Consider the following 13630-nt stretch of genomic DNA (forward strand, 5'->3'; position numbering starts at 1 on the left):
GGCGGGTTCTAGCTGAGCGGGGGCCTGCGTGAAAGTCGCCTCCGTCCTCATTCCCCTGCCGGTTCACGAAGCCTTCGACTACGAAGTCGGCGAGGGCATGGATCTGGCGCGGGGCGATCAGGTGGCGGTGCCCCTGGGGCCGCGCCTGATGCGGGGCGTCGTGGCCGAGGTGCGGGAGACGACGGGATCCAACCGGCGGCTGAAGGCGGTGGAGAGCCGACTGGATGATCCTGCGCTGCCGCCGGGCACGGTGGACTTCGTGGAGTGGGCCGCGCGCTGGACGCTGAGCCCGCCGGGAGAGATGGCGGCGACGGCGCTGAAGGGGCTGCGGGCGCCTCGGCCCAAGCCGGAGCGGAGACTGCGGCGGGTCGGGGATCGGACGCCGGGAAGGCCCACGGCCGGGCGGACGGCGGTGCTGGAGGCGATCGGCGAACGGGCCATGCCGGGGGCCGAACTGGCGCGGGCGGCGGGCGTGTCCTCTGCGGTCGTGAAGGGGCTGGTCGACGAGGGGGTGCTGGAGGCGTTCGAGGTGGAGGCCGTGGCGGCCTTCGATCGGCCCGATCCGGATCACCGGCCGGCGGTCCTGAACGCGGATCAGGGGGCGGCGGCGGAGGCCCTGGCGACGGCGACGGCGGCGGGCGGGTTCAAACCGTTTCTGCTGGACGGGGTCACCGGGTCGGGCAAGACCGAGGCCTATCTGGAGGCCGTGGCGCGGACGCTGAAGGCCGATCCGGAGGCGCAGGTGCTGATCCTGCTGCCCGAGATCGCCCTGACCCAGGCTCTGATCGAACGGATCACGAGGCGGTTCGGGGCGGCCCCGGCGGAATGGCATTCCGGCGTGACCCCGCCGCGTCGACGGATGGTGTGGGAGGCGGTGGTCGCCGGCCGCTGCAACATCGTGGTCGGGGCGCGGTCGGCCCTGTTCCTGCCCTTCCCGAACCTGAGGCTGATCGTGGTCGACGAGGAGCACGACGGGTCGTTCAAGCAGGAGGACGGGCTCGTCTATCACGGCCGGGACCTGGCCGTGGCGCGGGCGAGGATCGAAGGGGCGACGGTGGTCCTGGCCTCGGCGACGCCGTCTCTGGAAACCCTGTGGAACGCCCATCATGGGCGGTATGGCTGGCTGAAGCTGGCGACCCGGCATGGCGCGTCTGTGTTGCCGGAGATCAGCCTGCTGGATCTGAGGCAGAGCCCGCCCGATCCCCAGACCTGGCTGTCGCAGCCGCTGAGGGAGGCGATCGCCGAGACCCTGATGGCGGGGGAGCAGACCCTGCTGTTCCTCAATCGGCGGGGCTATGCGCCGGTGGTGCTGTGCCGGGCCTGCGGGCATCGGATGACCTCGCCGGACACCGACAGCTGGCTGGTGGAGCATCGCTACACCGGGCGGCTGGTCTGCCATCTGACCGGCTTCTCGATGGTGCGGCCGAAGGTGTGTCCGTCCTGCGGGGCCGAGGACAGTCTGGTCTCGGTCGGGCCGGGCGTCGAACGGGTCGAGGAGGAGGTGCGCCAGCTCTTCCCCGAGGCGCGGACGGCTGTGTTCTCCTCCGACACCATCCCCGATCCCAGGGCGATGCGGGCGATGATCCAGCGGATGACCGACGGGGAGATCGACATCCTGGTGGCCACCCAGGCGGCGGCCAAGGGGCACAACTTCCCGGGCCTCACGCTGGTGGGCGTCGTGGATGCGGACCTGGGCCTGCGCGGCGGGGACCTGAGGGCCGCCGAGCGGACCTTCCAGCTGCTGACGCAGGCGACGGGGCGGGCGGGGCGAGCGGACAAGCCCGGTCGGGCGATCCTGCAGACCTGGACGCCCGAGCATCCGGTGCTGATGGCGCTGGCGGCGGGAGACCGGGACGCCTTCGTCGAGGCCGAGATGGCGGAGCGGGAGGCAGCGTCATTGCCGCCGCACGGGCGGCTGGCGGCTTTGATCCTGTCGAGCGAAGACGCCTCAGCCGTGGAGCGCGTCGCCAGCGAACTGGCGGCGTCGATCCCGAATGCGGAACGGCTAGAGGTCTATGGCCCTGCCGACGCGCCGCTGGGGCTGATCCGGGGGCGGAGGCGGAAGCGCCTGCTGGTGCGAGCGGATCGCGATGTGGATCTGCAGGGGTTTCTGCGGTCGTGGCTGTCCCGGCTGAAGATCCCGGGGTCGGTTCGGCTGACGGTGGACGTGGATCCCTACAGCTTCCTCTAGGCAGCGGTTTCGTCCGGTCTGTCACGGTTCGTCATGACAGGAATAGCGTGACGAAACGTGACGAAACGGACGAAAGGCGGGTCGGACGGGGGTTCGGAATCGGGATGTCAAAGACCGATCCTGGAGGTGGGATCGGCTGCTGGCGGAGGCAAGGAGCCGGTAAGAAAAAATTCCTTATCACCCTCGTTTATCCGTGCGCTCCAGCGAAGGCTGAAGTCCAGAGCCCGGATCGAGGGGGCCGTGATGGCGCACCGGTCCAGCTCCACGGATGGGGTTGGGCGTCAGTACGCCTCGGTCAGACGGACCTCGAACATCTTCGGCCAGTTCTTGCCGGTGACGAACAGGCGGCGGTTCTCGGCGTCCCAGGCGATGCCGTTGAGGACGTCGTCGGCCGGGTTGGCGACCGGGTCGGGGAGCAGGCCGGTCAGGTCGATGACGCCCTTTACCACACCAGTCGCCGGGTCGATGCGGACGATGTAGTTGGTCTGCCACACGTTGGCCCAGACCTCGCCCTCGATGAACTCGAGCTCGTTCAGCCGCTCCAGAGGGCGGCCCATGTAGGTGACCGGGACCGAGCCCGTCTGTTGCAGGGTCACGGGGTCGAGGAAGCGCAGCGAAGGCGAACCGTCCGACAGGATGACGCGCGTGTCGTCATGGGTCAGACCCCAGCCTTCGCCCGCGTAGGAGAAGGTCCCGGCCGGTTCCAGATCGTCGGCGTCCCAGACGAAGCCGTGGCCGCCCTGCCAGGTCAGGGTCAGGACGCGGTCCCCGATGGCGGTCAGGCCCTCGCCGAAGAACTGGTTGTCCAGCTCGCGCTTCTGAAGCACCTCGCCGGACTCGATAGCGACGCGGCGGACGCTGGAGGGGTGGCGGCCGGTGCTCTCTAGAAACTCGCCGTCGTGGATCTCCAGCCCCTGGGTGAAGGCGGCCGGGTCGTGGGGGTAGATGTTGACGACTTCATAGCCATAGCGCGGCGGCCGGACCGGCTGGGGCGCCGCCTGGGCCGCAGCGACCTGGGCCTGTTGCTCGGGCGTCGGGGTCTGGGCGGCGACCGGTGCAGCCGCCAGGGCGACGGCGGCGACCAGTCCGAGGAAGGCGACCCGATGCGACATCAGACCCCCGGTTCTGCGGTTTCGCGCTTGTTCAGCTCGGCCTGATGGGCGGCCGCTGCGGCAGCCTTCTTCTCGGACGACTTGCGACTGGCCATGTTCAATCCCTCGACCAGGGCCGAGAAGGCCATGGCGGCGTAGATATAGCCCTTGGGAACGTGGACGCCGAATCCGTCCGCAATGAGGACGGCGCCGATCATCAGAAGGAAGCCGAGGGCCAGCATGACCACGGTTGGATTCTTGTCGATGAAATTGGCCAAGGGGTCCGAGGCCAGCAGCATGACGGTCACGGCCACGATGACGGCGACCATCATGATCGGCACGTGATCGGTCATGCCCACGGCGGTCAGGATCGAGTCGACCGAGAAGACCAGGTCCAGAAGGATGATCTGGAAGATGGCGGCGCCGGCGTTGTTGATGACCGCATTCTTGACGTCGAGCGCATCGTGGGTCGGGGCCGGATCGACCGTGTGGTGGATCTCCTTGGTCGCCTTCCACAGCAGGAACAGGCCGCCGGCGATCAGGATCAGGTCACGCCAGGAGAAGGCCGTCTCGAAGCCCGGCTCGCCGTGGGCGCCCATCGGACCCGCGATGCCGAGGTCGAAGACCGGGGCGGTCAGGCCGACGATCCACCCGATCGTCGCCAGGAGGCCCAGGCGCATGATCAGGGCCAGGCCGATGCCGATGCGGCGAACGCGCGTGCGGTGTTCGGGGGGCAGCTTGTTCGACAGGATCGAGATGAAGACCAGGTTGTCGATGCCGAGCACGACCTCCATCACGATCAGGGTGATGAGGGCGGCCCAGGCGGCGGGATCGGCGATCAGATGGGCGACGCTGTCGAACATTGTTTCTCTCGGTGGATTCCCCCCTGTAGCGCACGGCCTGCTGCAGAGTTCAAGGCGACGCTAGGGCGCAGCCTGCGACGAAACGACCTCCGGGACCTGATCGACGAGGGCGCCCGCTCCGCCGCCGGCGATGACGGCGGCGCGGACGGCGGCGTGGCTGGCCGCGCTCTGGGCCTCGACATAGATGCGGCCGGCCTGGGGGTAGGCGGCGCGGATGCGATGTTCGAGCCGGGCGACCGTGTCCTCGACCTGGGCGGCGGTCAGGTCGTCGTGGAAATCGAGGCTCATGCAGACGAGGATCTCGTTGGGGCCGAAATGCATGGTGCGGGCGTCGTTCAGGCCGATGACGCCGGGCTCGGCGCGGGCGATGCCCTCGATGCCCTCGCGGGTGGCCGGATCAGCGGCTTCTCCGGTCAGCAGGCTCTGGCTCTCGAAGGCGAGGAAGCCGGCGGTCAGGGCCAGAATGACGCCGATGATCACCGAGGCGACGCCGTCCAACACGGGCAGGTCGAACATCTGACTGGCGACCACGCCGACGAGGGCCACTACGAGGCCCAGAAGGGCGGCGGTGTCCTCGAACAGGACGGTGAAGACGGTCGGGTCCTTGGACGAGCGGATGACGCCGAAGAAGGGACGGCCCTCCCGCTCCTTGTTGAAGGCCTTCAGCGCGACCAGCCAGGAGGCGCCCTCGAACAGGACCGACAGGCCCAAGACGATGTAATTGACCCAGGGGTTCTCGATCGGCTCGGGCGACTGGATGCGCTCGATCCCGTGGGTGATGGAGATGACCGCCCCGACCCCGAAGATCAGGACCGCGACGACGAAGGTGTAGAAGTAGAGCTGAAGCCCGTGGCCGAACGGGTGGCTGGCCGTGGCGGGCCGGGCCGCGCGCTTGAGCCCGATCAGGAGGATGATCTGGTTGCCGGTGTCGACGGCCGAGTGGATGGCCTCCGACATCATGGCGGCCGACCCGGTGAACAGGGCCGCGCCCAGCTTGGTCGCCGCGATCGCGAGGTTGCCCGCCAGGGCGGCGAAGATGACGTTCTTTGAGGTGGAGGCTGCCATAATGTCGCAGGGGTGAAAGCGGGTGCGACCGTATCGTTCCCCGGCTTCGGTTGCGACAGCGAAAAGCCCATGCTATCAGGCGCCCGGCTTCCAGGGGGCGTTTCGATAGAGACGGCCCTTGGCGTGCTTTCCTTAAGCATTTCAAGCCTTTGACCGGCGCGAGGTTCGCGAGCGGTCCTTTTGAACAGATACGCACAGCGGACGGACAGGCCTTGGCTGACGATTTCAGAACGACGGAAGTCGGTGGGCGCTATGCACAGGCGCTGTTCGACCTGGCCCTGGAAACCGGCCGCCTAGAGGCCGTTCGCGCCGACCTGAAGTCGCTGAAGGCCGCCTGGCACGAGAGCGCCGACCTGCGCCGCCTCGCCAACTCGCCGGTCATCGCCGCCGAAGACCAGCAGAAGGGCCTCGTCGCCATCGCCGACAAGGCGAGGTTCGACGGAACCACCAAGAACTTCCTCGGCCTGCTGGCCCAGAACGGCCGCGCCCGCGACCTGGGCGCCGTGATCACCGGCTTCGAGGCCCTGTACTCGGCCCACACCGGCGTCGTGGCCGCCGAGGTCGTCTCGGCCGTGGCCCTGACGACGGCCCAGACGACCCACATCCGCTCGGCCCTGATGCAGGCGCTGGGCAAGGCTCCCGAAATGACCGCTCGCGTCGATCCGTCGATCCTAGGCGGACTCAAGGTCAAGGTCGGCTCGAAGCTGTTCGACGCCTCGCTGAAGACCAAGCTCGACCAGATGAAATTCGCCCTGAAAAGGGCCTGACGTAAACTGCAATCCGCCGCTCGCGGGAAACGCCAACACTGCTGATCGGCCCTGCCGATAGCGCCAAGACCGCCGACGACGCCAACAGCGCCGAACGACAAGACAGAGAGACAGACATGGATATCCGCGCCGCCGAGATTTCGGCCATCCTCAAGTCCCAGATCGCCAACTTCGGCGTCGAGGCCGACGTCTCGGACGTCGGTCAGGTCCTGTCGGTCGGCGACGGCATCGCCCGCATCCACGGTCTGGACAACGTCCAGGCCGGCGAGATGATCGAGTTCCCCAAGGCCGGCGTTAAGGGCATGGCCCTGAACCTCGAGCGCGACAACGTCGGTGCGGTTATCTTCGGCGCCGACGCCGCGATCGCCGAGGGCGACGACGTCCGCCGCCTGGGCGAGATCGTGGACGTTCCGGTCGGCAAGGGCCTGCTGGGTCGTGTCGTCAACCCGCTGGGCGAGCCGATCGACGGCAAGGGCCCGATCCAGTTCACCGAGCGTCGTCGCGTGGACGTGAAGGCGCCGGGCATCATCCCGCGCAAGTCGGTTCACGAGCCGATGCAGACCGGCCTGAAGGCCATCGACACCCTGATCCCCGTCGGCCGCGGCCAGCGCGAGCTGATCATCGGCGACCGTCAGGTCGGCAAGACCGCCGTCGCGATCGACACCATCCTGAACCAGAAGTCGATCAACGTCGAAGGCGCGTCGGAAGGCGAGAAGCTGTACTGCATCTACGTCGCCATCGGTCAGAAGCGTTCGACCGTCGCCCAGATCGTCAAGACGCTCGAAGAGCGCGGCGCCCTGGACTACACGATCGTCGTCGCCGCCACGGCGTCGGAACCGGCGCCGCTGCAGTTCCTCGCCCCGTTCGCCGGCACCGCCATGGGCGAATACTTCCGCGACAACGGCATGCACGCCCTGATCGTGTACGACGACCTGTCCAAGCAGGCCGTCGCCTATCGTCAGATGTCGCTGCTGCTGCGCCGTCCGCCGGGCCGTGAAGCCTATCCGGGCGACGTCTTCTACCTGCACAGCCGCCTGCTGGAGCGTTCGGCCAAGCTGAACGAGGACAACGGTTCGGGCTCGATGACCGCCCTGCCGCTGATCGAGACCCAGGCCAACGACGTGTCGGCCTACATCCCGACCAACGTGATCTCGATCACCGACGGCCAGATCTTCCTGGAATCCGACCTGTTCTATCAGGGCATCCGCCCGGCCGTGAACGTCGGCATCTCGGTGTCGCGCGTGGGTTCTTCGGCCCAGATCAAGGCGATGAAACAGGTCGCCGGTTCGATCAAGGGCGAGCTGGCCCAGTATCGCGAGATGGCCGCCTTCGCCAAGTTCGGTTCGGACCTGGACGTCTCGACCCAGAACCTCCTGGCCCGCGGCGCGCGCCTGACGGAACTGCTGAAGCAGCCGCAGTACTCGCCGCTGACCGTCGAAGAGCAGGTCGTGTCGATCTACGCCGGCACGCGCGGTTACCTCGACAAGGTCGCCGTGGCCGACATCGGTCGCTTCGAAAGCGAACTGCTGGCCCGCATGCACTCGGCGCACCAGTCGATCCTCGACAGCATCAAGTCGACCAAGGCTCTGTCGAAAGAGCTGGAAGCCGAGCTGAAGTCGGCGATCGAAGCCTTCGCCAAGACCTTCGCCTAAGTCTGACCCGGTAAGCTGAAAGAGTAGCGCCCGATGGCCAGCCTCAAGGAAATGCGCAATCGGATCGACAGCGTGAAGTCCACGCAGAAGATCACGAAAGCCCTGAACATGGTCGCCGCGGCCAAGCTGAAGCGCGCCCAGGATCAGGCCGAGAGCGCCCGTCCGTATGCGAAGAAGATGGCTGCGGTCATCGCCAACCTGGCGGCCGGCGTCATGGGCGACGGCGCCCCGAAGCTCCTGGCCGGCACCGGCAAGGACCAGAAGCACCTCGTCATCGTAGCGACAGGCGACAAGGGTCTGGCGGGCGGGTTCAACTCGAACGTCATCCGCGCCGCGCGTGACCGGATCAATACCCTGATCTCGAACGGCAAGGAGGTCCGCATCATCGCCGTGGGCCGCAAGCCGCGCGACGGCCTGACCCGCCTGTTCGGCGACAGGATCATCCAGACGTTCGAACTGTCGGACCACAAGGTCATCGGCATGAACGCCGCCGAGCCGATCGCCAAACTGATTGCGGAAGAGTTCGAGGCCGGCAACGCCGACGTCGTGACCCTGTTCTACAGCCGCTTCCAGTCGGTGATCTCGCAGGTCGCCACGCCCAAGCAGCTGATCCCGGCCGTGGTCGACGGCGACGCCCCGCCGATCGACCTGAACGGCGCGGTCTACGAGTACGAGCCGTCGGAGGAGGAAATCCTCGACGTCGTCCTGCCGCGCAACATCACCACCCAGGTGCTGGCCGCGCTATACGAAAACCAGGCCAGCTTCTTCGCCGCGCAGATGGGCGCCATGGACAACGCCACGCGCAACGCGGGCGACCTCATCGGCGCCCTGACCTTGCAGTACAACCGCAAGCGCCAGGCCCAGATCACCACCGAACTGATCGAGATCATCGCCGGCGCGGAAGCGCTCTGATCCTCCGATCCTGACAGACATAAAAGACCGAAACGGACCCCTCCCGATGACCGACACCGTCGCCAAGAAACCCGCCGCCCCGCGCAAGCCCAAGGCCCCCGCCGCTCCCGTCGCCTCGGCGACCGGCAACGCCGCGATCACCGCCGGAACGGGCGTGGGCAAGGTCGCCCAGGTCATCGGCGCCGTCGTCGACGTCGAGTTCACCGGCCAGCTGCCGGCGATCCTGAACGCCCTCCACACCCAGAACGTCGACCAGAAGACGGGCGAACCCTTCACCCTGGTTCTGGAAGTCGCCCAGCACCTGGGTGAGAACATGGTGCGCACCATCGCCATGGACACGACCGAAGGTCTGACGCGCGGCCAGGCCGTGACGGACACGGGTTCGTCGATCCAGGCGCCGGTCGGCCCGGGCACGCTCGGCCGCATCATGAACGTCGTCGGCGCGCCGATCGACGAGCAGGGCCCGATCAAGACCACGATGTATCGCCCGATCCACCGCGAGGCGCCTTCGTTCGAAGAGCAGTCGACCTCGTCGGAAATCCTGGTCACGGGCATCAAGGTCATCGACCTGATGTGCCCCTACACCAAGGGCGGCAAGACCGGCCTGTTCGGCGGCGCCGGCGTCGGCAAGACCGTGACCATGCAGGAGCTGATCAACAACATCGCCAAGGCGTACGGCGGTTATTCGGTTCTGGCCGGCGTGGGCGAGCGCACCCGCGAAGGCAACGACCTGTATCACGAGATGATCGAGTCCAACGTGAACGTGGACCCGACCAAGAACGGCGGCTCGACCGAAGGCTCCAAATGCGCCCTCGTCTACGGCCAGATGAACGAGCCTCCCGGCGCCCGCGCCCGCGTCGCCCTGACCGGCCTGGCCCAGGCCGAGTACTTCCGCGACGAGGAAGGCAAGGACGTGCTGCTGTTCGTCGACAACATCTTCCGCTTCACGCAGGCCGGTTCGGAAATGTCGGCTCTGCTGGGTCGCATCCCGTCGGCCGTGGGCTATCAGCCGACGCTGGCCACCGAGATGGGCAACCTGCAGGAGCGCATCACCTCCACGAAGAAGGGCTCGATCACCTCGATCCAGGCCATCTACGTTCCCGCCGACGACCTGACCGACCCGGCCCCGGCCGCCTCGTTCGCCCACCTGGACGCCCGCACCGTTCTGTCGCGCGACATCGCCGCCCAGGCCATCTTCCCGGCCGTGGACCCGTTGGATTCGTCCTCGCGGATCATGGACCCGCTGGTCATCGGCGAAGAGCACTACAACGTCGCGCGCTCGGTCCAGGAAGTCCTGCAGCAGTACAAGGCGCTGAAGGACATCATCGCCATCCTGGGCATGGACGAGCTGTCGGAAGACGACAAACTGATCGTGTCGCGCGCCCGCAAGATCTCGCGCTTCCTGTCGCAGCCGTTCTTCGTGGCCGAGCAATTCACCAACTCGCCCGGCAAGTTCGTCTCGCTGGAAGACACGATCCGCTCGTTCAAGGGCATCGTGGCCGGTGAATACGACCACCTGCCGGAAGCCGCCTTCTACATGGTCGGCGCCATCGAAGAGGCCGTCGAGAAGGGCGCCAAGCTGGCCGCGGAAGCCGCCTAAGCATGGCCGGGAAACTCTCCTTCTCGCTGGTGTCGCCTGAGCGCGAGGTCTTCAATGGCCTCGTGGATCAGGTCGACGCGCCGGGCGTCGAGGGCGACTTCGGCGTGCTCGCCGACCACGCGCCCTTCATGACCGCGCTCCGCGAAGGTCCGGTCGTCGTGTTCGACGGCTCGGCCAAGCGCACTTTCGAGGTCAAGGGCGGCTTCGCCGACGTGACCCCGTCGGGCCTGACCATCCTGGCCGAGGCGGCGACGGAAGTCGCGGCCGCCTGAGGCTACGGCGTCGTCGTGACGGCGCTGATCTATCTGCTGGCAGCCGGCGCGGAAATCGCCGGCTGTTTTGCGTTCTGGGCCGTGCTGAGACTGGGCCGGTCGCCGCTGTGGCTGGCGCCGGGCGTGGCGTCGCTCGTGCTGTTCGCCTGGCTGTTAACACGGGTCGAGGCGGATGCGGCGGGGCGGGCCTATGCGGCCTATGGCGGGGTCTATATCGCCGCGTCGCTGCTGTGGCTCTGGCTGGTCGAGCACCGGGCGCCGGACCGGTGGGACCTGATCGGGGCTTTCGTCTGTCTGGTCGGGGCGGCGATCATCCTGCTCGGGCCGCGTGGTTGAAGCCCACCCCCCGTTGTCCTAGATGATCGCCGCAAGACGAGGCCACGCCCTCGCCCCGACGCTCCGGCAGCGGGCCAAGCCCGGGACGGCCCGGCTCTTCGCAAGGAGGGCCGTATCCGTGGCCTGGGTTTCTCTTCTCATCGCCGGCCTGTTCGAGATCGTATGGGCCTATTTCATGAAGCAGTCACACGGCTTCACGCGCCTGTGGCCGAGCGTGGCGACGATCGCCTTCATGGGCGTCAGCTTCGCCCTATTGGCCCATGCGATGAAGTCGTTGCCGATGGGCACGGCCTATGTGATCTGGACCGGCATCGGGGCGGTCGGGGCGTTCGTGGTCGGGGTCGTCCTGCTAGGCGAAGGCCTGTCGTGGATGCGGGTGCTGGCGGCGGTGCTGGTGGTGTCGGGGCTGGTTCTGTTCCGCCTCGCGCCGGGCGGAGAGGCGCACTGAAGCGGAAGCCCCAGCCAGCCCGTGACGCCACAGCGCCTTCGCTGCTAGGCTGAGCCCGTCTGCACAAAGGTCCACCGATGTCGAACCTTGCCTTGCTCGTCTCCCTTGCCCTGACGACCCAGCCGGAGGACGTGGTCGCGTTCGACCGGCTGAAGGCGCTTGCGGGCGACTGGCGCGAGGTCGGGAGCGAACGTCCGATGACCGTAGCCTACCGGGTGATCTCCAACGGTTCGGCGATGCTGGAGACCTGGCGTACACCCTCGGGGCGCGAGACCCTCACCGTCTATGTGCAGGACGGCGACCGGGTTCTCGCCACCCATTACTGCGCCCAGGGCAATCAGCCGACCCTGACGTTGACCGGAGTCGCACCGGCCTTGGAGTTTCAGATGACTTCCGTCACGGGCCTGGACGCGGGCGAGGATCACCTCGACCACCTCAGCCTGAGACTCGAACAGGACACGCTGCATCACAGCGAGACCTATCGAGGGGACGCGGGCGAGGAGACGACCGAATGGCTGTTCAGCCGGGCGCCTTAGCGAAGCCGGAGAAGGCCGCCACAACCTGCTCGTAGGCGGCGCGCTTGAACGGGACGATCAGGTCGCAGGCCTCCGAGAGGTCGCCCCAGCGCCAGGCGTCGAACTCGATCTCTTCGTGCTGGTCGAGGCGGATTTCGGCCTCCTCGCCGGTGAAGCGGAAGGCGAACCAGACCTGTTTCTGACCGTCCCAGGGTTTCCTGCCGTCCCGCTTGTGCTGGGCCTTCAGGGCTTCGGGGAAGTCGTAGATGATCCAGCCTTCGGTGCGTCCCAGGAGGTCGGCGGAGACGACGCCCGTCTCCTCCTCCAGTTCGCGGCGGGCGGCGGCCTCGAGGTCCTCGCCCTTGTCGACGCCGCCTTGCGGGAACTGCCACGAATGCGAGCTTGTCTGGCCCGCGCGGTGGCCGAACCAGACCTGGCCGCTCTGGTTGAACAGGACGACGCCGACGTTGGGGCGGTGGGTGGGGTGGTCTGCCATGGAGGCAATAGGCAATAGGCAATAGGCAATAGGAAGCAAGACGGGCGGGTCAGAGGGTTCGCTATTGCCTGATGCCTAGTGCCTGTCGCCTCGCATTCAGCGCCCCGGCCTTTGCGTCATCGACGACGCCGGGGCCAGCTGAAGCCCGCGCGCGTCCAGACCGGCGGTCCAGCGGGCGGCGGCCTCGACGGTGACGGGGTAGGCGAAGCCTGTGCCGAGCGCGGCGCCGCGCGTCTTGGCCGCCGCTTCTAGCGCGTTCAGGCGACCGATGATGGCGGCGGGGGTCTGGGTCTCGTCGACGATCGTATCGGCGCTGGCGCGGGCCCAGGCGCCCGGACGGCGACGGGCGAGGCCGTCATCCATGAAGGCGACGCCGCGCTGGCGCAGGATGCCGAGAAAGGCGGCCATGCCGGTGTCCGAGGTCACGAACCGGTCGCCCAGATAGTTGGTGACGCCGAAATAGCCGGTGGCGCGGCCGAGCAGCCAGTTCATCTTGGCCGTCACGTCGTCGGGCGTGGCGTTGGCCAGAAGGGTGTAGGGGCCGGGATCGTTGTTGGGATAGCCGGTCGGCTCCATCGGGATCTCGATCATGACCTCGTGGCCCTGTGCGCGGGCGAGGTCGATCCAGCCCTGCAGACCCTGGGCGTAGGGCACGAACGACAGGGTCACGTCGGCCGGCAGGCGTTCAATGGCGGCGCGCGTGGTCACAGCGTTCAGGCCGAGACCGCCGACGATCAGGGCGACGCGCGGCTTGCCGTTCGGCTGGAACGGGCGGGCGTAGGCCTGGGCCGGGACGCGACCGTCGGTGGCGATGACGGGCAGGGCGCCTTGCGGACCCGGCTGGCTGAGGCCTGCGATGGGGGCCTCGGGCAGGGGGGAGGCGGGTTGGGTCGGAGCGGCGATGGCCGAGCCGCCGGCCACGGTCGCGCCGTCGGGCAGGGTGATCAGGGCGTCGCCGCCGGCCGCGCCGGAGGGGTCGGTCATGGGATCGGCGCCCAGACCCTGCCAGGCGGCGAACCCGCCCATGGAGAAGGCTTCGAGGCCGGAGGGGGCGGGCGCCTCGACGGGCGCCTCACGGTGCAGGGCGACGCGAGCGGTGGGCGTCCCGGCGCGGGGATCGCCGAGGACGGTCAGGAACAGGGCGACGGCGCCCAGCAGCAGCAGGCCTGCGCCGCCGACCATGACGGGCGGCTTCTTCAGAACGGCGACGGCCGACTTGAGGTCGAGCTTCGACATCCGGCCCGAGGGCGGGGCGCCGGCCGTGGCGGCGAGGGCGGACTGACGCTTGGCGAACATGGACGACGGACGCTCTGCAATCTGGCGACCGGACGGATTCCGGACGACGATCATCGCGGGCGACTATGGACGGGCGGCGGTTAAGAAAGCCTAACGCGTCGTTATGGATGTTCGTTAGCGATCGCC

Annotated in this window: 14 protein-coding genes; 9 read left to right on the forward strand and 5 right to left on the reverse strand. The window is 67.8% G+C overall.

Going from position 1 to position 13630, the window contains the following annotated elements:
* The first annotated feature begins 28 nt into the window (after window positions 1–28).
* Window positions 29–2191 carry a primosomal protein N' gene (locus tag O5O43_RS15510; protein WP_271084802.1) on the forward strand — a complete coding sequence of 721 codons (2163 nt, stop codon included), beginning with the start codon at window positions 29–31 and terminating at the stop codon, window positions 2189–2191.
* A 281-nt stretch (window positions 2192–2472) separates the two neighbouring features.
* Here O5O43_RS15510 and O5O43_RS15515 read toward each other — a convergent pair whose 3' ends face one another.
* From O5O43_RS15515 to O5O43_RS15525, 3 genes are read right to left on the reverse strand one after another with little or no spacing between them, the layout of a single operon-like run.
* A complete protein-coding gene (locus tag O5O43_RS15515) occupies window positions 2473–3303 on the reverse strand; it encodes a glutaminyl-peptide cyclotransferase (protein WP_271084803.1) in 831 nt (276 codons plus the stop codon).
* Complete coding sequence (locus O5O43_RS15520) at window positions 3303–4145, reverse strand: TerC family protein (protein ID WP_271084804.1); 843 nt, start codon at window positions 4143–4145, stop codon at window positions 3303–3305. The genes O5O43_RS15515 and O5O43_RS15520 overlap by 1 nt, the downstream gene beginning before the upstream one ends.
* 60 nt (window positions 4146–4205) lie before the next feature.
* On the reverse strand, window positions 4206–5210 hold the full coding sequence (locus O5O43_RS15525; RefSeq protein ID WP_271084805.1) for a cation diffusion facilitator family transporter: 1005 nt from the start codon (window positions 5208–5210) through the stop codon (window positions 4206–4208).
* 212 nt (window positions 5211–5422) lie between these two features.
* Here O5O43_RS15525 and O5O43_RS15530 point away from each other — a divergent pair, with 212 nt between their 5' ends.
* The 8 genes from O5O43_RS15530 (at window position 5423) to O5O43_RS15565 (ending at window position 11733) form a co-directional block, all read left to right on the forward strand.
* Window positions 5423–5977, forward strand: coding sequence for a F0F1 ATP synthase subunit delta (locus O5O43_RS15530; RefSeq protein ID WP_271084806.1), 555 nt, complete (start codon window positions 5423–5425; stop codon window positions 5975–5977).
* Between the two features lie 116 nt (window positions 5978–6093).
* Window positions 6094–7629, forward strand: a complete 1536-nt coding sequence (gene atpA, locus O5O43_RS15535; protein WP_271084807.1) for a F0F1 ATP synthase subunit alpha — start codon at window positions 6094–6096, stop codon at window positions 7627–7629.
* Window positions 7630–7662: 33 nt separating this feature from the next.
* Window positions 7663–8541 (forward strand): F0F1 ATP synthase subunit gamma, encoded by an 879-nt coding sequence (locus O5O43_RS15540; RefSeq protein WP_271084808.1) that lies wholly within the window; start codon window positions 7663–7665, stop codon window positions 8539–8541.
* A 46-nt stretch (window positions 8542–8587) separates the two neighbouring features.
* Window positions 8588–10141, forward strand: a complete 1554-nt coding sequence (gene atpD, locus O5O43_RS15545; protein ID WP_271084809.1) for a F0F1 ATP synthase subunit beta — start codon at window positions 8588–8590, stop codon at window positions 10139–10141.
* Between the two features lie 2 nt (window positions 10142–10143).
* Entirely contained in the window at window positions 10144–10413 is a 270-nt protein-coding gene (locus tag O5O43_RS15550) for an ATP synthase F1 subunit epsilon (RefSeq protein WP_271084810.1), read from the forward strand.
* 15 nt (window positions 10414–10428) lie between these two features.
* Window positions 10429–10749 carry a YnfA family protein gene (locus O5O43_RS15555; protein ID WP_271084811.1) on the forward strand — a complete coding sequence of 107 codons (321 nt, stop codon included), beginning with the start codon at window positions 10429–10431 and terminating at the stop codon, window positions 10747–10749.
* A 118-nt stretch (window positions 10750–10867) separates the two neighbouring features.
* Entirely contained in the window at window positions 10868–11197 is a 330-nt protein-coding gene (locus O5O43_RS15560) for a multidrug efflux SMR transporter (RefSeq protein ID WP_271084812.1), read from the forward strand.
* Between the two features lie 92 nt (window positions 11198–11289).
* Window positions 11290–11733, forward strand: coding sequence for a hypothetical protein (locus O5O43_RS15565; protein ID WP_271084813.1), 444 nt, complete (start codon window positions 11290–11292; stop codon window positions 11731–11733).
* Here O5O43_RS15565 and O5O43_RS15570 read toward each other — a convergent pair.
* Together O5O43_RS15570 and O5O43_RS15575 are read right to left on the reverse strand one after the other, a co-directional pair.
* The gene (locus tag O5O43_RS15570; protein WP_271084814.1) at window positions 11717–12208 is read right to left on the reverse strand and encodes an RNA pyrophosphohydrolase; all 492 of its coding nucleotides are present in this window, start codon (window positions 12206–12208) and stop codon (window positions 11717–11719) included. The two genes, O5O43_RS15565 and O5O43_RS15570, sit on opposite strands and share 17 nt — an antisense overlap.
* A gap of 96 nt (window positions 12209–12304) precedes the next feature.
* Window positions 12305–13558 (reverse strand): divergent polysaccharide deacetylase family protein, encoded by a 1254-nt coding sequence (locus O5O43_RS15575; protein ID WP_271084815.1) that lies wholly within the window; start codon window positions 13556–13558, stop codon window positions 12305–12307.
* Window positions 13559–13630 lie beyond the last annotated feature (72 nt).

Origin of the sequence: Brevundimonas sp. NIBR11, from assembly GCF_027912535.1 — a bacterium.
Lineage (GTDB): Bacteria > Pseudomonadota > Alphaproteobacteria > Caulobacterales > Caulobacteraceae > Brevundimonas.

Excerpts from the sequence above, each read along its gene's own strand:
- O5O43_RS15515 (WP_271084803.1), bottom strand. The coding sequence starts at position 3,303 with ATGTCGCATCGGGTCGCCTTCCTCGGACTGGTCGCCGCCGTCGCCCTG.
- O5O43_RS15520 (WP_271084804.1), bottom strand. The coding sequence starts at position 4,145 with ATGTTCGACAGCGTCGCCCATCTGATCGCCGATCCCGCCGCCTGGGCC.
- O5O43_RS15525 (WP_271084805.1), bottom strand. The coding sequence starts at position 5,210 with ATGGCAGCCTCCACCTCAAAGAACGTCATCTTCGCCGCCCTGGCGGGC.
- atpA (WP_271084807.1), top strand. The coding sequence starts at position 6,094 with ATGGATATCCGCGCCGCCGAGATTTCGGCCATCCTCAAGTCCCAGATC.
- O5O43_RS15540 (WP_271084808.1), top strand. The coding sequence starts at position 7,663 with ATGGCCAGCCTCAAGGAAATGCGCAATCGGATCGACAGCGTGAAGTCC.
- atpD (WP_271084809.1), top strand. The coding sequence starts at position 8,588 with ATGACCGACACCGTCGCCAAGAAACCCGCCGCCCCGCGCAAGCCCAAG.
- O5O43_RS15550 (WP_271084810.1), top strand. The coding sequence starts at position 10,144 with ATGGCCGGGAAACTCTCCTTCTCGCTGGTGTCGCCTGAGCGCGAGGTC.
- O5O43_RS15570 (WP_271084814.1), bottom strand. The coding sequence starts at position 12,208 with ATGGCAGACCACCCCACCCACCGCCCCAACGTCGGCGTCGTCCTGTTC.
- O5O43_RS15575 (WP_271084815.1), bottom strand. The coding sequence starts at position 13,558 with ATGATCGTCGTCCGGAATCCGTCCGGTCGCCAGATTGCAGAGCGTCCG.